Annotated in this window: 17 protein-coding genes; 6 read left to right on the top strand and 11 right to left on the bottom strand. The window is 68.8% G+C overall.

All coding sequences use genetic code 11. The features are described from left to right. Positions 1-6 precede the first annotated feature (6 nt). From hutH to CXG43_RS05865, 5 genes are all read left to right on the top strand, one after another. Positions 7-1,560 (top strand): histidine ammonia-lyase, encoded by a 1,554-nt coding sequence (hutH, locus tag CXG43_RS05885; RefSeq protein WP_101099106.1) that lies wholly within the window; start codon positions 7-9, stop codon positions 1,558-1,560. Beyond that, on the top strand, positions 1,557-2,411 hold the full coding sequence (hutG, locus tag CXG43_RS05880; RefSeq protein ID WP_101099105.1) for an N-formylglutamate deformylase: 855 nt from the start codon (positions 1,557-1,559) through the stop codon (positions 2,409-2,411). Before hutH ends, hutG begins: the two co-directional genes overlap by 4 nt. After that, the gene (gene hutU / locus CXG43_RS05875; protein ID WP_101099104.1) at positions 2,408-4,075 is read left to right on the top strand and encodes a urocanate hydratase; all 1,668 of its coding nucleotides are present in this window, start codon (positions 2,408-2,410) and stop codon (positions 4,073-4,075) included. The genes hutG and hutU overlap by 4 nt, the downstream gene beginning before the upstream one ends. 448 nt (positions 4,076-4,523) lie before the next feature. Beyond that, positions 4,524-6,611 carry a TonB-dependent receptor gene (locus CXG43_RS05870; RefSeq protein ID WP_232767637.1) on the top strand — a complete coding sequence of 696 codons (2,088 nt, stop codon included), beginning with the start codon at positions 4,524-4,526 and terminating at the stop codon, positions 6,609-6,611. 83 nt (positions 6,612-6,694) lie between these two features. After that, positions 6,695-8,593: an HWE histidine kinase domain-containing protein gene (locus CXG43_RS05865; protein WP_101099102.1), complete on the top strand. Its 1,899-nt coding sequence runs from the start codon at positions 6,695-6,697 to the stop codon at positions 8,591-8,593. 79 nt (positions 8,594-8,672) lie between these two features. Here CXG43_RS05865 and CXG43_RS05860 read toward each other — a convergent pair whose 3' ends face one another. The 3 genes from CXG43_RS05860 to CXG43_RS05850 form a co-directional block, all read right to left on the bottom strand. Then, a complete protein-coding gene (locus CXG43_RS05860; RefSeq protein ID WP_101099101.1) occupies positions 8,673-9,098 on the bottom strand; it encodes a hypothetical protein in 426 nt (141 codons plus the stop codon). Between the two features lie 114 nt (positions 9,099-9,212). Beyond that, positions 9,213-9,653 carry a hypothetical protein gene (locus CXG43_RS05855; RefSeq protein WP_101099100.1) on the bottom strand — a complete coding sequence of 147 codons (441 nt, stop codon included), beginning with the start codon at positions 9,651-9,653 and terminating at the stop codon, positions 9,213-9,215. 24 nt (positions 9,654-9,677) lie between these two features. Continuing rightward, positions 9,678-10,454, bottom strand: coding sequence for an SGNH/GDSL hydrolase family protein (locus CXG43_RS05850; protein WP_101099099.1), 777 nt, complete (start codon positions 10,452-10,454; stop codon positions 9,678-9,680). A 212-nt stretch (positions 10,455-10,666) separates the two neighbouring features. On the opposite strand from CXG43_RS05850, the gene CXG43_RS05845 reads away from it, so the two are divergent. Continuing rightward, the gene (locus CXG43_RS05845) at positions 10,667-12,838 is read left to right on the top strand and encodes a hypothetical protein (protein ID WP_101099098.1); all 2,172 of its coding nucleotides are present in this window, start codon (positions 10,667-10,669) and stop codon (positions 12,836-12,838) included. Between the two features lie 18 nt (positions 12,839-12,856). Here the strand turns inward: CXG43_RS05845 and hisIE are convergent, their stop codons facing one another. The 8 genes from hisIE to hisG are packed head-to-tail and all read right to left on the bottom strand — an operon-like array spanning position 12,857 to position 19,934. Beyond that, positions 12,857-13,477 (bottom strand): bifunctional phosphoribosyl-AMP cyclohydrolase/phosphoribosyl-ATP diphosphatase HisIE, encoded by a 621-nt coding sequence (hisIE, locus tag CXG43_RS05840; protein WP_101099097.1) that lies wholly within the window; start codon positions 13,475-13,477, stop codon positions 12,857-12,859. Next, complete coding sequence (hisF, locus tag CXG43_RS05835; protein WP_101099096.1) at positions 13,467-14,243, bottom strand: imidazole glycerol phosphate synthase subunit HisF; 777 nt, start codon at positions 14,241-14,243, stop codon at positions 13,467-13,469. Before hisF ends, hisIE begins: the two co-directional genes overlap by 11 nt. Beyond that, positions 14,237-14,971 (bottom strand): 1-(5-phosphoribosyl)-5-[(5-phosphoribosylamino)methylideneamino]imidazole-4-carboxamide isomerase, encoded by a 735-nt coding sequence (gene hisA / locus CXG43_RS05830; protein WP_101099095.1) that lies wholly within the window; start codon positions 14,969-14,971, stop codon positions 14,237-14,239. Before hisA ends, hisF begins: the two co-directional genes overlap by 7 nt. After that, the gene (gene hisH / locus CXG43_RS05825; protein WP_101099094.1) at positions 14,968-15,573 is read right to left on the bottom strand and encodes an imidazole glycerol phosphate synthase subunit HisH; all 606 of its coding nucleotides are present in this window, start codon (positions 15,571-15,573) and stop codon (positions 14,968-14,970) included. Before hisH ends, hisA begins: the two co-directional genes overlap by 4 nt. Beyond that, a complete protein-coding gene (gene hisB, locus CXG43_RS05820) occupies positions 15,570-16,643 on the bottom strand; it encodes a bifunctional histidinol-phosphatase/imidazoleglycerol-phosphate dehydratase HisB (RefSeq protein ID WP_101099093.1) in 1,074 nt (357 codons plus the stop codon). The genes hisH and hisB overlap by 4 nt, the downstream gene beginning before the upstream one ends. Then, on the bottom strand, positions 16,640-17,734 hold the full coding sequence (gene hisC / locus CXG43_RS05815; RefSeq protein ID WP_101099092.1) for a histidinol-phosphate transaminase: 1,095 nt from the start codon (positions 17,732-17,734) through the stop codon (positions 16,640-16,642). Before hisC ends, hisB begins: the two co-directional genes overlap by 4 nt. After that, positions 17,731-19,026, bottom strand: a complete 1,296-nt coding sequence (gene hisD, locus CXG43_RS05810) for a histidinol dehydrogenase (protein ID WP_101099091.1) — start codon at positions 19,024-19,026, stop codon at positions 17,731-17,733. Before hisD ends, hisC begins: the two co-directional genes overlap by 4 nt. After that, positions 19,023-19,934, bottom strand: a complete 912-nt coding sequence (gene hisG / locus CXG43_RS05805; RefSeq protein ID WP_101099090.1) for an ATP phosphoribosyltransferase — start codon at positions 19,932-19,934, stop codon at positions 19,023-19,025. Before hisG ends, hisD begins: the two co-directional genes overlap by 4 nt. Position 19,935: the final 1 nt, after the last annotated feature.

Genomic DNA, 19,935 nt, shown 5'->3' with positions numbered 1-19,935 from the left:
GCTTCAATGCAGCATGAACCACCCGACACCCTGGTGCTTCGCCCCGCCCACGTGCCGCTGGCGCAGTGGCGGCAGGTCTATCGCGGGGCGCGCATCGCGCTGGATGCCGCCGCCCTGCCGGCCGTACGTGCCAGTGCTGCCACCGTGGACGCGATCGTGGCCCGGGGCGCGCCGGTGTATGGCATCAATACCGGCTTCGGCAAGCTGGCCAGCGTGCGCATCGAACCGGAAGACCTGGCCACGTTGCAGCGGAACATCGTGCTGTCACATGCCGCCGGCGTGGGCGAGCCGATGCCGCTGCCGGTAGTGCGGCTGATGATGGCGCTGAAGCTGGTCAGCCTGGCGCAAGGGGCATCGGGTGTGCGCGTGGAGACGCTGCAGCTGCTGGAAGCGCTGCTGCAGCACGACGTGGTGCCGGTAATCCCGGCGCAGGGCTCGGTCGGCGCCTCCGGCGACCTGGCGCCGCTGTCCCACCTGGCCAGCGTGATGATTGGCGTCGGCGAAGCCTTCGTTGGCGGTGAACGCCTGAGTGCGGCCGATGCACTGGCGCGTGCCGGCCTGCAGCCGCTGCAGTTGGGTGCGAAGGAAGGCCTGGCGCTGCTCAACGGCACCCAGTTCTCCACCGCCTATGCGCTGGCCGGCCTGTTCGAGATCGAGGTCGTGTTCCAGGCCGCCCTGGTCACCGGTGCGCTGTCGGTGGAAGCGGCCAAAGGCTCGGACACGCCGTTCGACCCGCGCATCCACAGCATCCGCGGCCAGCGCGGGCAGATCCTCACTGCCGCCGCGCTGCGCGCGCTGATGCAGGGCTCGGCCATCCGCGAATCGCACCGCGACAACGACGTGCGCGTGCAGGATCCGTACTGCCTGCGCTGCCAGCCGCAGGTGATGGGCGCGGCGCTGGACATCATCCGCCAGGCCGCCACCACGCTGGAAATCGAGGCCAACGGCGTGTCCGACAATCCGCTGGTGTTCACCGATACCGGCGAAGCGCTGAGCGGCGGCAACTTCCACGCCGAGCCGGTGGCCTTCGCCGCGGACATGCTGGCGATGGCGATCTGTGAGATCGGCTCGATCAGCGAGCGCCGCACTGCGATGCTGGTGGACCCGGCGCTGTCCGGCCTGCCAGCCTTCCTGACCCCGCGCCCGGGGTTGAACTCCGGCTTCATGATTCCGCAGGTCACCGCCGCCGCGCTGGTGTCCGAGAACAAGCAGCGCGCCTACCCGGCCAGCGTGGATTCAATCCCCACTTCGGCCAACCAGGAAGACCATGTATCCATGGCCGCGCACGGCGCGCGCCGCCTCCTGCAGATGGCCGAGAACGCCGCCAACGTGGTCGGCATCGAGCTGCTGGCCGCCGCGCAGGGCTGCGATTTCCACGCCCCGCTGCAGTCCAGTGGCCCGCTGGAAGCGGTCCGCGTGCTGCTGCGCGCGCAGGTGCCGACGCTGGAAGAAGACCGCTACTTCCACCCGGACATGGTGGCCGCCACCGACCTGGTACGCAGTGGCGCGCTGGCCGCCGGGCTGGCCGACGTGCTGCCCAACGTGGAGCCGGTGGCATGAGCACGCAGCCGCCGTGGCTGGAGGTACATGAAGGCGATGCGCCACTGCTGATCAGTTTCCCGCATACCGGCACCGAGCTGCCAGACGACCTGGCCGGGCGTTTCGTGTCGCCCTGGCTGGCCCGGCGCGATGCCGACTGGTGGGTGCATGAGCTGTACGCGTTCGCGCGCGGGCTCGGCGCGACCACGGTGCGCTCGTCCATTTCGCGGTCGGTGATCGACCTCAACCGCGACCCCAGCGGGGTATCGCTGTACCCCGGCCAGAACACCACCGGCCTGTGCCCGCTGACCACCTTCGACAACCAGCCGCTGTACCAGCCCGGGCAGGAACCGGACGAAGCGGAGATCCTGCGCCGCCGTGAGAGGTACTTCGCGCCCTACCACGACGCGCTGGCATCACAGATCGCCCGCCTGCGCGCGCGCCACGGCACCGTGGTGGTGTATGACGCGCACTCGATCCGCTCGCGCATCCCGCACCTGTTTGATGGCGAGCTGCCGCAGTTCAACCTGGGCACCGCCGGCCCGACCGGCGAGGTCGATACGTCCTGCGACAACGCGCTGTCCGACGTGGTGGACAACCTGTGCCGGCTCAGCGGGATGCCACACGTGCGCAACGGCCGCTTCAAGGGCGGCTGGATAACCCGCCATTACAGCGACATCCCCGGCGGCGTGCACAGCCTGCAGATGGAACTGGCCTGCCGCGGCTACATGGCCGAACCGGCCGCCGAAACGCTGGATGCGCACAGCTGGCCCACGCCGCTGGATGACGACCACGCCACGCCGCTGCGCCACACGCTGGCGCAGGTACTCACCGCCTGCCTTGAATTCGCATCGAACCGGAGCGCCGCATGACCCGTAACGACCCGTCCCGCACCATCATCGCGCCGACCGGCAGCACGCTGACCGCCAAGAGCTGGCTGACCGAAGCACCGCTGCGGATGCTGATGAACAACCTGCACCCGGACGTGGCCGAACGACCACAGGAACTGGTGGTTTACGGCGGCATCGGCCGCGCCGCGCGGGACTGGGAAAGCTTCGACGGCATCGTCGATGCACTGACCCGGCTGGAGGACGACCAGACCCTGCTGGTGCAGTCGGGCAAGCCGGTGGGCGTGTTCCGCACCCATGCTGATGCGCCGCGCGTGCTGATCGCCAATTCCAACCTGGTGCCGCGCTGGGCCAACTGGGACCACTTCAACGAGCTGGATAAAAAGGGCCTGGCGATGTACGGCCAGATGACCGCCGGCAGCTGGATCTACATCGGCGCGCAGGGCATCGTGCAGGGCACCTTTGAAACCTTCGTGGAGATGGGCCGCCAGCACTACGACGGCAGCCTGGCCGGCAAGTGGCTGTTCACCGGCGGCCTGGGCGGCATGGGCGGCGCACAGCCGCTGGCCGCGGTGATGGCCGGCGCCTCGTGCCTGGCGGTGGAATGCCGCCGGACCAGCATCGAAATGCGCCTGCGCACCGGTTACCTGGACACCTGGACCGACGACCTGGATGAAGCGCTGCGCCTGATCGAAGAGTCCTGCACGGCGAAGAAGCCGCTGTCGGTCGGCCTGCTCGGCAATGTCGCCGATGTGCTGGACGAACTGCTGGTGCGCGGGATCAAGCCGGACCTGCTGACCGACCAGACCTCTGCGCACGACCCGGTCAACGGCTACCTGCCGCAGGGCTGGACGGTGGAAGAATGGGACGCAAAGCGCGTGTCCGCACCGAAGACAGTGGAGAAAGCCGCGCGCGAATCGATGGCCAACCACATCCGCGCGATGCTGGCCTTCCATGCGCTGGGCGTGCCGACCGTGGACTACGGCAACAACCTGCGCCAGATGGCGCTGGAAGAAGGCGTTGAAGATGCGTTCGACTTCCCCGGTTTCGTGCCGGCCTACATCCGCCCGTTGTTCTGCCGCGGCATCGGGCCGTTCCGCTGGGCCGCGCTGAGTGGTGATCCGGAGGACATCGCCAAGACCGATGCCAAGGTGAAGGAACTGATCCCGGACAACCCGCACCTGCATCGCTGGCTGGACATGGCAGCGGAGAAGATCAAGTTCCAGGGCCTGCCGGCGCGTATCTGCTGGGTGGGGCTGGGCGATCGTGACCGGCTCGGCCTGGCATTCAACGAGATGGTGGCCAACGGTGAACTGAAGGCACCGGTGGTGATCGGTCGTGATCATCTGGATTCGGGCAGCGTGGCTTCGCCGAACCGGGAGACCGAAGCGATGGCTGACGGCTCCGATGCGGTATCGGACTGGCCGCTGCTCAACGCGTTGCTGAACACCGCCAGCGGCGCGACGTGGGTGTCGCTGCATCACGGCGGCGGCGTGGGCATGGGCTTCTCCCAGCATGCCGGCATGGTGATCGTCTGCGACGGCACTGAAGCGGCGGCCAAGCGCATCGCCCGCGTGCTGTGGAACGACCCGGCCACCGGCGTGATGCGGCATGCCGATGCCGGCTATGAGATCGCCCTCGACTGCGCGAAGGAAAAGGGCCTGGACCTGCCCGGCATCCTGCGCTGACCCAGTGTGCAGGTGACGACCTTGGTCGTCACGCTGCTGCCCTTGCCGCTGCGCTCGCCGAGCACGGCTCGGCGCTACCTGCTCCCCGATAGTGACGGCCGTTGGCCGTCCGCTCTTCGCCCTGGTGGGTGACGACCTTGGTCGTCACGCTGCTGCCCTTGCCGCTGCGCTCGCCGAGCACGGCTCGGCGCTACCTGCTCCCCGGTAGTGACGACCGTTAGCCGTCCGCTCTTCGCCCTGGTGGGTGACGACCGTTGGTCGTCACGCTTCTGCCCTTGCCGCGGCGCTCCCAGCGCCAACCGTCCTCATGCCTCGATGAGGCTCGACAACTCCAGAGCACCCTGTTAACTTTCGCCGCCTCTACGCGGTTTACAGGGTACGCCCCGGCCGCGGCCCCACTCCGCTGCTGGCTCTACTGCTCATGACTCCTGCTTGCCCACGTACCTGCGTGCTCACCGTTGCCGTGCTGAGCGCCCTCGTCGCCCTGCCCGCCCATGCGGAAACGGCTGTCCAACCCACCACCCTGGACCGCGTCGAGGTCACCGCCGCCGGCAACACCGACGACGCCCGCAAGGCGCTGGCGCGTGTGCCCGGCGCCAGCAACGTGATCGACCTGGCCAAGGTCGCGCAGGGCCGCGTCGGCAGTACCGCCGATGTGCTGGCCTACCAGCCGGGCATCAGTGCGCAGTCCCCGGGCAACGAAGGCACCAAGGTGTCCATCCGCGGATCGGGCATCAACCGCGGCCCCGGCGCGCATGCCTCCGGCATCGCGGTGTCGCTGGATGGCCTGCCACTGATGGCCGCCGGCGGCACGCCGTACGAGCTGCTGGAGCCGCTATGGCTGTCGCGGGTGGAGGTGCTTCGCGGTGCCAACGGCTTCGAGCGCGGCGCGCTGGCACTGGGCGGTGCGATCAACTACGTCAGCCGCAGCGGCCGCGATGCGCCGGGCCTTGAACTGCACTATGAAGCCGGCAGCCGCGGTTACCAGAAGCGCAGCCTGGGCTACGGCGGCGTGCAGGACACGCTGGACTATTACTTCTCCTACACCGACACCGAGTTCGACGGCTACCAGACGCATGCCAGCGGCGATGGCAAGGGCGCGATGGCCAACATCGGCTGGCAGATCAACCCGGACCTGCAGACCCGCTTCTACCTGCGTTACCGCGAAACCAACCACGAAACACCGGGAAGACTGACCCGCGCGCAGATCCGCAACGACCCCCGCGCAGCCAACCCGGCCAACGTGGCCATCGACGCGAAGCGGCCGCAACCGGGCAGCACCTGGATCGGCAACATGACCACGCTGCAGTTGGATGAAGACTCCTCGCTGCAGGCCGGGCTGGTGTACCACAAGTACCCGATGGACTTGAACGAGAGCCTGTACCGCCAGCAGCTGGACTACAGCAACCTCAATGCCACCCTGGACTACCGCCGCCGGCACACCCTGTTCGGCCATGACAGCGTGACCACGCTCGGCCTGCGCGTCACCCATGACCTGGATGCCGACGTGCGCGAGACGCTGCGCCTGGCCAGCAACGGTTATGCGGCGGGCACCCACACGCGTGACTTCTCCCACCACGGCACCGACAGCACGCTGCACCTGGGCAACGAACTACAGCTGAGCGATGCACTGCGCGTGCAGACCGGGCTGGCGCTGGTGCAGACCCGCCGCACGGTGGAAGTGACCTGGCCGCGTACCGATCAGCGCTTGAACGAGCGCGACTGGGACTACGCGCCGCGGCTCGGCTTCACCTGGCAGGTCTCGCCGGCCACGCAGTGGTTCGGCAATCTAAGCCGCTCGGTGGAGCCGGCCCATCCCTGGTCGATGATCTGGGGCTCCAACCAGTACTTCGCCGCCGGCAACGGCGCGTCCACCGGCCGCCAGCGCGCGCCGGTGAAACTGGACAACCAGACCGCGACCACGCTGGAACTCGGCGCACGCGGCGAGGGCCGCATCGGTCGCTGGGAGCTCACCGGCTACTACGCGCACGTCAACCACGAACTGTTGAGCGTTGAAGTCGTGCCGGTGCCGAACCTGTTCATCGCCGAGAACAACGCCAGCCCCACCGTGCATCGTGGCATCGAGGCCGGGCTGGACAGCACGCTGTGGCAAGGGCGAACCGGGCGTCTCTCGCTGCGCCAGGCGTACACCTTCAGCGACTTCCGCTACCGCCGTGACGACCGCTTCGGTGACAACCGCCTGCCCGGCCTGCCGATGCATTTCTACCAGGCCGAGCTGCGCTACGACCACGCATCGGGGCTGTATGCCGCAGTGAACACCGAGTACGCCTCCAAGGTGTTCGTCGACTATGCCAACAGCTATCGTGCCGACAACCACCTCATCTTCGGCAGCCGCGTGGGCTTCGATGCGCCCACGGGTCGCTGGCAGGGCTGGTTGGAGCTGCGCAACCTGGGTGACCGCCACTACGCTGCCACGGTGACACCGGGCTATGACGATGGGGGGCGCGATGTAGCGCGCTCCACGCCGGGCGAAGGTTTCGGCGTGTACGCGGGCGTGCGCCTTCGCTTTAACTGAATCTGACTGGAGCGTTGCCATCTTCACGGCATGTTGGCGGCAAGCTTGGCAAAAAAGGCGATCCCTGAACGCCCGCGCCTGCCATGCAACCTGTCCTGACCGACGCGTTCGCCACCGACGCCATCCTCGACGACACCCGCGTAGGCGTGTGGCAGTTCGACATCCCAACGCGCCAGCTGAGCGGCTCGGACATGGCCAGCGCACAGCTGGCCGGCATCGGCGCGCACACATCGCGAAGTGCGTGGCGGCGGATCCTGCGGCAGGAACCGGACCAGCCGGTCTTTGAGATAGAGCTGCCCTGGACCGATGGCATCAGCCGCCGCTGGCTGATGCTGCGCGGCCGCCATGATCGCGCGCTGGGGCAAGTGCGCGGCATGTGCGTGGACATGACCCGCCGGGTGCGTGCCGAACAGCTGGTCCGCGAGCAGGCAATGCTGCTGGATACCCTCGCCCGGGGTACGCCGCCGCGCGAGTGCCTGCGCGTGCTCACCGAGGCCATCGAACGGCTGAAGCCCGGCCTGCGCAGCGCTTTCTTCGTCACACCCGGCGGCCAGCAGCGGCCCGGTTACGGCAGCAGTTGCAACGTGCACCCGACGATCATCGCGCTGCTGGAACATCCCGGCGCGGCGCCGAAGTCGGCGGATCTGGAACTACCGGGTGGCGTTGATTTCGCGACCGATACGCAGTGGCGCACGAACTGGCAGGCTGCGTGCGGCCAGCACGACCTTCCCGCCTGCAGGCCCATCGCGGTTCCTCGGCAAGCCCATCCCGAACGGGCATGGCTGCTGCTGTTCCTGTCCACGCCGCGCGCGCTTACCGGATGGGAACAGGAAGTAGCCAGCTTCGCCACCCGCATCGCCGCGCTGGTGCTGGACCGCGAAGACCAGCAGATCGCCCTGCAGCAGGCCGCCGATGCGGTTGGCAATGCGCTGCATGATACCGAGCGCGAGCGGCGCAGGCTGAAAGCCTTCCTCGACAGCTCGCCCGACCTGGCCTACGTGTTCAACCTGGAACACCGTTTCACCTATGCCAACCGCGCACTGCTGCGCATGTGGGGCAAGACCGAAGAGGAGGCGCTGGGCCGCAACTGCCTGGAACTGGGCTATCCGGACTGGCACGCGGCCATGCACAGCCGCGAGATCGAACAGGTGATCGCCACGCGTCGTCCGATCCGCGGCGACGTGCCCTTCGAAGGTCCGCTGGGCCGGCGCATGTACGACTACATCTTCGTGCCGCAGTTGGGGCTGGATGGCGAGGTCGAGGCGATCATCGGCACCACGCGCGATGTCACCGAACGCAGCGAACACGAAGAGGAACGTGCCCGCAACGAATCGCTGCTGCGCATGCTGGTGGACGAACTGCAGCACCGCACGCGCAACATCATGTCGGTGGTGCGTGCGATGGCCAGCCGTACGCTGGCCACCAGCCGCGACATGGCTGACTTCTCGAGCCGTTTCGACGCCCGACTGGACGCGCTGGCACGGGCACAGAGCCTGCTGTCGCGGCTGGGTGAACTGGATCGGGTGCAGTTCGACGCACTGCTGCGTGCCGAACTTTCCGCCCACGTGGACCCGGCCCTGCACGGCACCCAGATCGTGCTGGAAGGACCGCCCGAAGTGGCGCTGCGTTCGGGCACGGTGCAGCCGCTGGCGATGGCCCTGCATGAGCTGGCCACCAACGCGGTGAAGTACGGGGCCCTGCGCCAGCAGGGCGGCCGCCTGCACGTGCGCTGGAACCTGGTGGACGCGGAGGCATCCGATGCCGCCAGCCCGCGGCTGCGCGTGGACTGGCAGGAGCATGGCGTGCGCGACCTGCCCGCCGACCCCTCGAGCATCCGCGGCGGCGGCGCCGGCCGCGAGCTGATCGAACGCGCCCTGCCGTACCAGATCGGTGCGAAAGTGGATTACGGCTTTGCCGACGACGGCCTGCGCTGTTCGATCCTGCTGGCGGTATCGGAGCAGGCCGTCGCGCTGGCGTCGTGAGGTTCGCCGGGCCCGCAGCGCAGGCGGCATACCGCCCGCGACGCACCGCCTTGCCCAAGCGGGCTTCCCGGCACCGTGGCTATGCGTCCACAGGACGCTCAGGGTCAGCGCGGGAAGAAGCGGCCGGCGACCGCTGGGCCCGCCGCCAACCGAGCAGGTGCCATACGCACAGGTAAGACGCGAACAGTACCCCGGGGGCGACGAACAGCGCGAAAATCCAGCCGTGCGGCAGCATCCAGCAGGTGGCCAACAGCGTGCCGATCAGCGGCCATCGCCAGTGCAGCGGACGATTCTCCAGCCAGCGCAGGTTCAACACACCCAGCATCGGCCAGGCAGCCAGGCTGGCCAGGACGGCACACAGCAACCCGATGCTTTGCCACGACGGCGGCCACGCCAGCTCGGCCATTTGCATGCCCAACAGCGCCGTCCCCAACGTGCTGTGCACGAACATGCCTGGGACGCAACTCAGCCAGACCAGCAGCGAAACCACGCCGCGCCCGGTCATGGCATGTCTCCCCACGCGATGGGCGTGGTCGGGCCGGCATCGGCGGGCCGTTCCTTGCGCAGGGTGATTGTCATGCGCTCACGGTAGCGGGCCCTTCCGTGCGCCTCAAGGCACTCAGCGCAGGAACCCGACGATGGCAAAGCCCAGCCCCACCAGGCCGGCGGCCAGCAGCGGATACGTGGCCCAGACCGGCGTGCCCTGGCCATGGCTGAAGGCGACGAGTGCCGCCCGCACACTGCGCCCGCTGAGCCAGGGCACCATCAGCAGCGCCAGCAACGGCAGCAGCGAGGCCAAGCCGAAGGCCAGCAACAACGGCCGCGGATCATCCTGCGCAAAGCCGCCCAGCGGATACAGCGCCACCCCGAACAGCAATCCGGCGAAGAACAGCGTATTGGCGATGCGTATTTCCGTGCGATGGCGACGCGACAACGCGCCGCGCGACCAGCCTTTGTAATGGCGGGGCAACCGCCGCGTCCACCAGGCCACCAGCACGCTGGCCAGCGCACCGCCCACCACCCCGCTTTCCACCGCGCCCCACGCCTGCATCCCCACCATGCCAGCCCCCTGTAATGGAATCGCTCAGTGCGCCAATGCCGCCGCCACTGCGGCTTCGGCCAAGGGGGCCATCTTTGCATAGCCCGCCGGCGTGGGATGCACGCCATCCTCGGCCAGCGCTTTGTCCAGTCCGCCGTCCGCATTGCCCAGCGCGGCGTGGTAGTCCAGATACACAAGCCGCTGCTGCTCCGCATAGCCCTTCAGTGCGGCATTCAGCGCGCGCACGCTGGCCGCCGGCTGTAGGCCGGGACGCCACGGGTAGGCACTGACCGGCAGCACCGAAGACAGCACCACCTTGATGCCGTGCGCCTGCGCCAGTTCAACCATCGAATGCAGGTTGTCTTCGATCATCGCCTGGCTGGCCGGGGCGGTGTTGCCGGCGATGTCATTGGTGCCGGCCAGGATCACCACCACCGCAGGATCCAGCGCGATGACGTCCTGGCGGAAACGCAGCAGCATCTGCGCGGTGGTCTGCCCGGAGATGCCGCGGTTGAGGTAGCCCTTGCCCGGGAAAAAGCTTTCACTACCGGTCCGGCCCCAGCCCTCGGTGATGGAGTCACCGTAGAACACCACGCGCGCTTCGCCCTTGCGCGGCGCCGGCAATCTGGCGTTCTGTTCGCGGTAGTACGCCAGCTGCGGCCAGTCCGACAGGCGCTGCTGCAGCGAGCGCACCTGCTGCGGCTGCAGCGATTCCGGCGCGGCGGTGAACAGCGGATCGGTCGCGGTGGGCTGCGCGTGGGCTGTACCCAGCAGCGACGTAGCGGCAAGAAGGATCGACAGACGGTAAGACAGCGTGGTCATCGGGCATCACGGAAAACACGGTGCAGCGAAGGTACCACCCGCGCCTTTACCCATTACACGGTTGACACGCCGCCGCGCCACGCCGGAGCGTCGATCACGGGCCGGTGCGGGCGTATTACCGCCGTCGCTGAGCCCTGCACCCGCCACGCCTTCACGCCATGGCGCGCCGCCACTGCCGATAGTGGCGGCATTCTTTCCAACTGCGCCCCGCCATGTCCCTGATTCCCGAGCGCCTGCAGCGATTGCGGCGCTGGCCGCGCCCGGTGCGCATCCTGTTGGCCATACTGCTGGCGCTTTACCTGCTGTACCTGATCGCTGGCAATGTGTTTCTCAACACGCCGTTGTTCGACATGCTGACCAACCGCAAGCCGGAGAAATTCCAGCTGCGCAACGGGCCGGCGCTGACCCTGATACCGGGCCATGCGGTGCTGTGGAACGTGCACGTGCGCGGCCAGGCCAACCGCACCGTCTACGTCTTCAGCGCCGAACGGGCCAGTGCATTCATCTCGCTGCCGGCGCTGGTACGCCGTGAGATCCACATCCCGCGCGTGGATGCGGTCGGCGTCCGCGCGGTGGTTGAACGCGTGGAAAAAGCGATCCCGCCGCCGCCGCGCGGCAATCGTGGCTGGACGGTGCGGATGGATGCGATCCACAGCGACAGCATCCGCAGCGGCCAGTTCGGCAAGCTGTTGATCTCCGGCAAGGCCAGCGCCACGGTGGGCTTCCTGAAGCAGATGAAGGGCGGCCCGTCCGAACTGTTCGATTCGAACGCCACCTTCGACGATGCGCGGATCAGCTGGGATGGCACCACCCTGCTGGACCAGGCGCACATCGAAGCGCGGGCCAGCTTCCCGCGCCACTACCGCGACGACGCGCCGGGGCTGCGCAAGCTCGGCATCCTGACCGCTGAGCTGGCCATCGACGGGCGCAGCCAGGCCGTACGCATCGACACCGCCGGTGCCCGTGCCACGGTAGGCACGGTGCCCTCCACGGCCCGCCTGCAGGGCCAGCTGGCGATGGACCATGGCACGTTGCGGCCCGGCGGCCATGTAGTGTGGCGCCTGCCGGTGCACGCCGGCGAACATGCCAAGGACCGTGGACTGCTGGCGCTGCAGCTGGACGTGGCCGATGACATCAGGCTGCAGGCGCGGCTGCCCCGCGATGAGGCCAGCGGCAGTGAACTGGATGCCGACCTGCACATCGCCGGGCGCGAAATCCCCTTCCACGCAATGTCCGGGCTGCTGCCGCGCACGTCCGGGCAGTTGAAGGCGGCGTGGACGTTTGATTCGCTGAACTGGATCTCTGATTTGATCGTGCGCAAGCCATGGTTCCGGCTGGACGGCGGCGGCCTGTTGCGGGCCGACGTGACGCTGGTCGATGGCCAGCTGGCAGCCGGCAGCACCGCGGAGATTCCCAACGTGGCCGCCATCGCGGAGGTGGCCGGCGTACGGATGCAGGGCGATGCGCGGGCGCAGGGCCGGATTGTCGAGGGCCGCACGCCGCAGGTGCACATGCAGGTGGACATTGACCAGTTCCGCGCCGCCCCATCCGATGCGCCGTCGCAGGTGCTGTTCGACGGGCGCGCGTTGGTATTGGAACTAAGCGGCGATGCCCGCCTGCAGCAACTGAAGGAAGGCGTGCGTGCGCGGCTGCGTTTCAACAACGCGCAGGTGCCGGACCTGACCCGCTACAACCGCTACCTGGGCAACGAACAGGTGAAGCTGCTGGGCGGCACCGGGCTGATCAGCGGGGACGTGGAACTGGACGCCACCGGCCGCATCGGTACCGGCCGGGCCGACCTGAGCGGCCAGAATGCGCGCATGCAGGTAGCGGGAGTGGCGATGCGCGGCAATGCGCTGCTCAAAGCCCGCGTTCGGCGCGCCGATTTCAGCCAGAAACAGTTCGACCTGGGCGGCACCACGGTGCGCCTGCAGGACGTGCGCGTGGCCGACTCGAAAGACGCCGGCTGGTGGGGCGAGGTGGCGGTGCGCAGCGGGCACCTGGCAGCTGCGGCCCCGCTGGGCGCCGATGCGGTGGCCGATATCACCCTGCGTGATGCCGGCCCGCTGCTGGATGCCTTCGGCGAGCGCAGCAGCTACCCGCGCTGGGTGCTGGGGCTGGTCGATTCCGGGCAGGTGCAGGCCAGCGGCCAACTGCGGCTTCGCCATGGCCAGTGGGTGGTGGACGACCTGCAGGCAGAAAACGCGCGGCTTTCGCTACGCGGCCGGCTGGACCTGGGCAAGGCCGGCAAACGCGGCGACCTCTACCTGCGCTGGGGCGTGCTGGGTGCCGCTGTGGAGCTGGATGGCAAACAGCGGCAGTGGCACCTGGCCGGTGCCCGCGAATGGTACGAACAGCGCCCACGCTACCTGCCCGCCAGATAAGCCACGTCACCGCCCGGCTCAGCGGTGGCGTGATTCCAGCAGCGTGCGCACGTCCTGCAGGCCCAGGCCGCGCGCGCGCAGCAGCACCAGCAGGTGGAACACCAGGTCCGAGGCTTCGCCCAGCAGTTCGTCGTCGCCCTGCACCACCGCCGCCAGCGCGGTCTCCACGCCTTCCTCGCCGACCTTCTGCGCGATACGGCGGATGCCACCGTCGAACAGCGAGGTTGTGTAGCTGCCGGCCGGGCGCTGCGCCTCGCGCGTGGCCACCAGCTGGTCGAGCTGGCCGATGAAATCCTTCGGCGCCTGAGGGAAACAGCTCTCTGCGCCGGTGTGGCAGATCGGCCCGGCCGGGCGTGCCCGCACCAGCAGCGTATCGGCATCGCAATCCACCGCGATCGACTGCACCGCCAGCACGTTGCCGGACTGCTCGCCCTTGGTCCACAGGCGCTGCCTGCTGCGGCTGAAGAAGGTCATGTGGCCGGTCTGCAACGTCACCTGCAGGGACTCCGCACTTACATAGCCCAGCATCAGCACCTGCAGGCTGTCGGCATCCTGCACTACCGCCGGCAACAGGCCATCGCCCTTGCTCCAGTCAAGGCTTTCCAGCGCCGGCAGACCCGGCAAGACTTCAATAGACATCACGTACCTCGATCTGGTGCTCGCGCAGATAGCGCTTCAGTTCTGGAATGGCGATGGCGCCGCTGTGGAACACGCTGGCAGCCAGGGCACCATCGACATCGGCCTGGTCGAAGACCTGGGCGAAATGATCGGGCGTGCCCGCCCCGCCGGAGGCGATCAGCGGCACGTGGCAGGCCGCACGCGCATGGCGCAGCTGCTCCACATCGTAGCCGCGGCGTACGCCGTCACTGTCCATGCAGTTCAGTACGATCTCCCCGGCGCCGCGCTGCTGCACTTCGCGCACCCAGTCCAGCGTACGCACGGCCACGGCCTGGGTCTTGGACGGGTCGCCGGTGAAACGGCGCACGCGCCACTGGCCATCGGCTTCGCGCACCGAGTCGATGCCCACCACCACGCACTGCACGCCGAACGCCTCGGCCAGTTCGGTGATCAGCTCCGGGCGGCCCAGCGCGGGCGAGTTGATCGAGATCTTGTCGGCGCCGGCATGCAGCACGCGGCGCGCGGTTTCCACGTCACTGATGCCACCGGCCACGCAGAACGGGATGTCGATCAGCCGTGCGATGCGTTCGATCCATGCCACGTCCACGCTGCGGCCATCCGGGCTGGCGCCGATGTCATAGAACACCAGCTCATCGGCCCCCTGGTCGCGGTAGCGCAGCGCCAGTTCGGCGATATCGCCCATGTCCACGTGGTCGCGGAAGCGCACGCCCTTGACCACGCGGCCATCGCGTACGTCCAGGCAGGGAATGATGCGCCGGCTCAACATGCCAGTGCCTCGGCCAGGTCCATCCGCTGTTCCAGCAGGGCTTTGCCAAGTACGGCGCCACTGCAGCCGGCAGCGCGCGAAGCAGCCACGTCGGCCACGTCGCGGATGCCGCCGGAGGCCTGGATCGCCACGCCCGGCAGCAGCCCGGCCAGGTGGCGGTACAGGTCCAGATTGGGGCCGGCCAGCATGCCGTCGCGGGCGATGTCGGTGCACAGCAGGTGGCGCATGCCCGCCGCGGCATAGCGCTGGGCTAGCACGTCCAGGGTGATGCCGGCGTTTTCCGTCCAGCCGTGGATCGGCAACTGCCACTGGCCGTCGTCGTCCTGGCGGGCATCCAGCGCGATGGTGATGCGCTCGGGCCCGAACTCGGCCAGCCAGCCGATCACCGCATCCGGCTCGCGCACGGCCAGCGACCCGATTACCACCCGGCTGGCACCGGCCTGCAGGATGCGCTCGAGGTCCGCGCGACCGCGCACGCCGCCACCGGTCTGCACGTGCAGGCCGGCCTGCTGGCGGATCTGCGCCAGCAGTGGCGCGAGCGTATAGCCGCCGGCGCGGGCGGCATCCAGGTCGACCAGGTGCATCCACTGTGCACCCTGCCCGGCGAAGGCCTGCGCGCGCGGCAGCGGATCGTCGCCGTAGCGGGTTTCCTGGGCGTAGTCGCCTTGGCGCAGGCGCACCACGCGGCCTTCGCGGATATCAAGGGCGGGATAGACGATGAAGCTCATTCGGCGGTGTCCTGCAGGAAGTTGCGCAACAGCAAGGCGCCGGTGTCACCGGAGCGTTCGGGGTGGTACTGCGCACCGAAGTAGCGGCCATGTTCGACCACCGCACTGAACAGCCCGCCATGGTCGCAGGCGGCCACGGTGTGCGCGTTCAACGGGGCGGCATAGCTGTGCACGAAATAGGCGCTGGCGCGTTCGGGGATATCGCGCAGCAGCGGCGACCCGCGCAGCGGCAACAGGCGGTTCCAGCCCATGTGCGGCACGCGGATGCCGGTGGCCGGTACGAGCTTGCGCACGGTGCCGGGAATCAGCCCCAGCGTCTGCACGCCACCGCCTTCTTCGGAACGCTCGAACAGCAGCTGCATGCCCAGGCAGATGCCCAGCAGCGGCACCTCCAGCTGGCGCAGCGGCTCGAACAGGCCCTGCGCGTGCAGGCGCTGCATGGCCGGCACCGCCGCACCGACGCCGGGCAGGATCACCCGCCGCGCCTCGCGCAGTCCGTCGGCATCGCGCACCAGGCGGACCTGCGCGCCCAGCCGCTCCAGCGCGTAGCGCACCGAGCCGAGGTTGGCACCGCCGGCATCGATCAAGGCGACTTCGGTCACAGCGCCCCCTTGGTGCTGGGCAGCTCGGTGCCCTGCCGCGCCACGGCGGTGCGCAGCGCGCGCGCCAGCGCCTTGAAGCAGGCTTCCACCTTGTGGTGGTCGTTGTCACCGCGCACCTGCAGGTTGAGGTTCAACCCGGCCGCATCGCACAGCGAGCGGAAGAAATGCGGCACCAGTTCGGTGGGCAGGTCGCCGACGCGCTCGCGCTTGAACTCGCCATCGAACACGAAGTACGGACGGCCGCTGAAATCCAGCGCGGCGCTGGCCAGGGTCTCGTCCATCGGCAGGGTGAAACCGTAGCGGCCGATGCCGCGTTTGTCTCCCAGCGCTTCACGCAGCGCCTGGCCCAGCGCCAGCCCGGTGTCTTCGATGGTGTGGTGTTCGTCGATGTGCAGGTCACCCTCGGCCTGGATGCGCACGGAGATGCCGCCATGCTTGCCGATCTGTTCCAGCATGTGATCGAAGAACGGCAGGCCGGTGTGGATCCGCGGCTCGGCCTGGGCATCAAGGTCGAGTTCGACGCGGATGCGTGTTTCCTTGGTGTTGCGCTGTACCACTGCGGTGCGCGGCGCATCGGCCAACGCGTGGGCGATGGCCGGCCAGTCCCACTCGCCGCCGAATTCTTCGGTACGCAGCTGGAAGCCGCGGATGTTGAGGTTCTGCGCGAACTGGATGTCGGTCGGGCGGTCGCCCACCATCGCCGAACGCGCCCAGTCGATGCTGCGGTCCTGCAGGTAGGCGGTCATCAGCCCGATACCCGGCTTGCGCGTGGGCAGGTTCTCATGCGGCCAACTGGCGTCGATCAGCACGTCACGGAACTCGATGCCCTGGCTTTCGAACACGTGCATCATCAGCGCATGCGGCGCATCGAAGATCGCCTGCGGGTAGCTCTCGCTGCCCAGGCCGTCCTGGTTGCTGACGATGACGAATTGCCAGCCCGCGTCACGCAGCTTGATCAGCGCGGGAATGACGTCGCGCACGAAGCGCAGTTTTTCATACGCGTCGATCTGGTGGTCGGCGGGCTCTTCGATCAAGGTGCCGTCGCGGTCGATGAACAGGATGGGGGTCATGCAGCGGCCCTCCAGGCCGAGAGCGCGGCAAGCACGCGTTGGTTTTCGTCGGTGCTGCCGATGCTGATGCGCAGCGCATCGCCGAGTCGTGGTGCAGCGCGCTGGTCACGCACCACCACGCCGGCGGCCAGCAGCGCGTCGAACGCACCCTGCGCGTCGTCGAAGCGGACCAGCAGATAGTTGCCGGCCGAGGGATACACCTGGCGTACGCCGGACACGGCCGCCAGTGCGCTGGACAGCCGCGCCCGCTCCTGCACGACTTCGTCGATACGGGCGCGGGTGGCCGCCAGCGCGGCTGGCTGCAGTGCCGCCAGTGCCAGTTCGGCACACGGTTGCGGCACCGGATACGGCGCCTGGCAGCGGCGCAGCGCGGCGATGATTTCCGGCGCGGCGATCAGGCTGCCCACGCGCGCGGCGGCCAGCGCATGCGCCTTGGACAGCGTGCGCAGCACGGCAAGATTGGGGTGTGCGGCAAGCAGCGTCGTGGCCGAGGGCTGGCTGCTGTATTCGATGTAGGCCTCGTCCACCACCACGATGGCCTGGCCCAGCAGCGCCTGCGCGGTGCGGATGATGTCCGCGCTGCTGATCTCGCTGCCCGCCGGGTTGGAGGGCGAACACAGGAACACCAGCCGCGCGCCCTGGCCGCGTGCGGCGGCGATCACCGCGTCGATGTCGACCTGCAGGCCGTCGCGGCCCTCCACCAGCGGGACCTCCAGCAGCGGTGCGCCCTGCAGCCGCGCGCACACTGCGTACATGCCGAACACCGGCGGCGTGGCCAGCACCGCATCCACGCCGGGGCGGCAGAACGCGCGCACCAGCAGATCGATGGCTTCATCGCTGCCGCGCCCGACCAGCAGCTGCTGCGGGCCGACGTCGTACAGCCCCGCCAGCGCCTGCAGCAAGGCGGGCGGCTGCGGATCCGGGTAGCGCCGGCTGCTGCCACTGGCATCGGCCGGATTGGCCCATGCCGATTCGTTCGCGTTCAGCCACACATCGCCCTGCAGCGCCGTGCTGCGCGCCGAGCTGTAGCCGGCGAAGGACTGCAGGTCCGGTCGCAGCAGCGCCAGCACGTCCTGCACGCTCGCGCTCATGCCACCGCCTCCATGCGCAGCGCGACCGCACGTTCGTGCGCGTCCAGGCCTTCGGCGCTGGCCAGGATGCGCGCGCAACCGCCGATGGCGGCAATGCCCTCCGCGCTGGCGCTCTGCACGCTGATGGTGTTCTGGAAGCTGGCCACGCTGACCCCGCTCCAGGCCCGCGCCGCACCGGCGGTGGGCAGCACGTGGTTGGTGCCGCTGCAGTAGTCACCGAGCGCTTCGGGGGTGTAATCGCCGAGGAACACCGAGCCGGCCGCCTGCACCTGGCCCAGCCAGGCGCGCGGGTCGCGCAGCGCCAGGATCAGGTGTTCCGGCGCATAGCGGTTGCTGATATCGAACGCGTCCTGCAGGCGATCGACCTGGATCAGGCGCGACGCGCCCAGTGCCTGGCGTGCGATGGCTTGGCGCGGCAGCAGCGCCACCTGGCGCTCCACTTCGGCTTCCACCGCCTGCAACAGCGCGGCATCGTCGGTCAACAGCAGCACCTGCGAATCCGGGCCGTGTTCGGCCTGGGACAGCAGATCGGCGGCGATGAAGGCGGGGTTGGCGCCGGCATCGGCGATCACCAGCACCTCGGACGGACCGGCCGGCATGTCGATGGCCACGCTGCCGTCCTGCGCTACTTGTTGTTTGGCTTCGGTCACGAAGGCGTTGCCCGGGCCGAACAGCTTGTCGCAGGCCGGCACGCTGGCCGTGCCATAGGCCATCGCGGCGATCGCCTGCGCGCCACCCAGCTTGAAAACGCGCTGCACGCCGGTCAGGCGCGCGGCCACCAGGACAGCGGGGTCGGCACTGCCATCGGCGCGCGGCGGCGTGCACAGCACCACCTGCGGGCAGCCTGCCAACGCCGCTGGCACGCCCAGCATCAGTGCGGTGGAGGGCAGCGGCGCGCTGCCCGCCGGCACGTAGAGACCGACCCGGCCAATCGGCCGGATCATCCGCTCGCAGTGCACGCCCGGCGCGGTTTCCACCGCATAGCCCTGGCTCATGCCGGCTTCGTGGAAACGCCGGATGCGCGCAGCGGCGTCTTCCATCGCCGCGCGCAGGTCGGCGGCCACGGCCTGCTCGGCCGCCTCGAACTCGGCGGCGGTCACTTCGATGTCATCCAGCTGCACCCGATCAAAGCGTGCGGTGATCCCGCGCAGGGCCTCATCGCCGTCGGCACGTACCTGCGCGATCAGCGCGGCCACCGCTTCGCGGGTCTGCGCGGCGACGGCCTGCACGGGGCGCTGCAAGGCCTCGGCGCGGGCCAGTTCATTGAGTTCCGACCAGTTCAGACGATTCATGCCAGCGACCGCTCCACGCTCAATACCATCAGGCCCTGGGCGCCTGCGCGCTCCAGGTCTTCCAGCCGCTGCCAGGTCAAAGCGCCGTGGCACATGGTCTGCAGACGCAGGTGGCCGCCGTCGTCGGGCAGCTGCACCAGCGGGTCGGCATCGGGCAGCAGGCGGGTCAGTTCGGACACGCGGTCCAGGGCGGCGCGGAACATCAGCAGCTTGCTGTCGCGCACCTTGACCACGCCATCCAGCCGCCGCAGCAGCATCGCCATCAGGCCGGCGCGGGCGTCGTCGGGGGTTTTTACCGGGCCGGCCAGCACCGCTTCGCTTTCCAGCAGGGTTTCCACCGGCTTGAGCTGGTTGGCGGCCAGGGTGGCGCCGCTGGATACCAGATCGCAGATCAGCTCGGCGGTGCCCAGACGCGGCGCGATTTCCACCGACCCGGACAGCTCCACTACCTGCGCATCCACGCCGCGCGCGGCCAGCCAGTCGGCCAGGATCGCCGGGTAGCTGGTAGCGATGCGCTTGCCGGCCAGCTGATCAACGCCGGTCCATTGCCACTCTTCGGGCACCGCCAGCATCAACCGGCACTGCCCGAAATTCAGGCCACGCAGCGCCTGGTAGGCGTCCGGCAGGCCGATCCGGCGGCGGGCAGCGCCCTGCTCGTCCAGCTCGTTGCGGCCGACGATGCCGAAGTCGCAGACGCCATCGGCGATAAGCCCCGGGATGTCGTCGTCGCGGACCAGCAGCAGGTCAACCGGCAGTGATTCGCCGTAGCAGAACAGCTTGTCGCGGCTCTGCCGCCAGCTCAGCCCGCAGGCAGTGAGCAGGCTGCGCGCCGGCTCGGCCAGCCGCCCGTTCTTCTGGATGGCGATGCGCAGCCGGTCACGGGCCGGGGCGTTCTGGGTTGCACTCATG

The sequence above is a fragment of the Stenotrophomonas sp. Bg11-02 genome, from assembly GCF_002836635.1.
GTDB lineage: Bacteria > Pseudomonadota > Gammaproteobacteria > Xanthomonadales > Xanthomonadaceae > Stenotrophomonas > Stenotrophomonas lacuserhaii.
This window is presented reverse-complemented; position numbering and strand designations above follow the sequence as displayed.

Coding starts and splice junctions, on each gene's coding strand:
- hutH (WP_101099106.1), top strand. CDS start 7: ATGCAGCATGAACCACCCGACACCCTGGTGCTTCGCCCCGCCCACGTG.
- hutG (WP_101099105.1), top strand. CDS start 1,557: ATGAGCACGCAGCCGCCGTGGCTGGAGGTACATGAAGGCGATGCGCCA.
- hutU (WP_101099104.1), top strand. CDS start 2,408: ATGACCCGTAACGACCCGTCCCGCACCATCATCGCGCCGACCGGCAGC.
- CXG43_RS05865 (WP_101099102.1), top strand. CDS start 6,695: ATGCAACCTGTCCTGACCGACGCGTTCGCCACCGACGCCATCCTCGAC.
- CXG43_RS05860 (WP_101099101.1), bottom strand. CDS start 9,098: ATGACCGGGCGCGGCGTGGTTTCGCTGCTGGTCTGGCTGAGTTGCGTC.
- CXG43_RS05855 (WP_101099100.1), bottom strand. CDS start 9,653: ATGGTGGGGATGCAGGCGTGGGGCGCGGTGGAAAGCGGGGTGGTGGGC.
- CXG43_RS05850 (WP_101099099.1), bottom strand. CDS start 10,454: ATGACCACGCTGTCTTACCGTCTGTCGATCCTTCTTGCCGCTACGTCG.
- CXG43_RS05845 (WP_101099098.1), top strand. CDS start 10,667: ATGTCCCTGATTCCCGAGCGCCTGCAGCGATTGCGGCGCTGGCCGCGC.
- hisIE (WP_101099097.1), bottom strand. CDS start 13,477: ATGTCTATTGAAGTCTTGCCGGGTCTGCCGGCGCTGGAAAGCCTTGAC.
- hisF (WP_101099096.1), bottom strand. CDS start 14,243: ATGTTGAGCCGGCGCATCATTCCCTGCCTGGACGTACGCGATGGCCGC.
- hisA (WP_101099095.1), bottom strand. CDS start 14,971: ATGAGCTTCATCGTCTATCCCGCCCTTGATATCCGCGAAGGCCGCGTG.
- hisB (WP_101099093.1), bottom strand. CDS start 16,643: ATGACCCCCATCCTGTTCATCGACCGCGACGGCACCTTGATCGAAGAG.
- hisC (WP_101099092.1), bottom strand. CDS start 17,734: ATGAGCGCGAGCGTGCAGGACGTGCTGGCGCTGCTGCGACCGGACCTG.
- hisD (WP_101099091.1), bottom strand. CDS start 19,026: ATGAATCGTCTGAACTGGTCGGAACTCAATGAACTGGCCCGCGCCGAG.
- hisG (WP_101099090.1), bottom strand. CDS start 19,934: ATGAGTGCAACCCAGAACGCCCCGGCCCGTGACCGGCTGCGCATCGCC.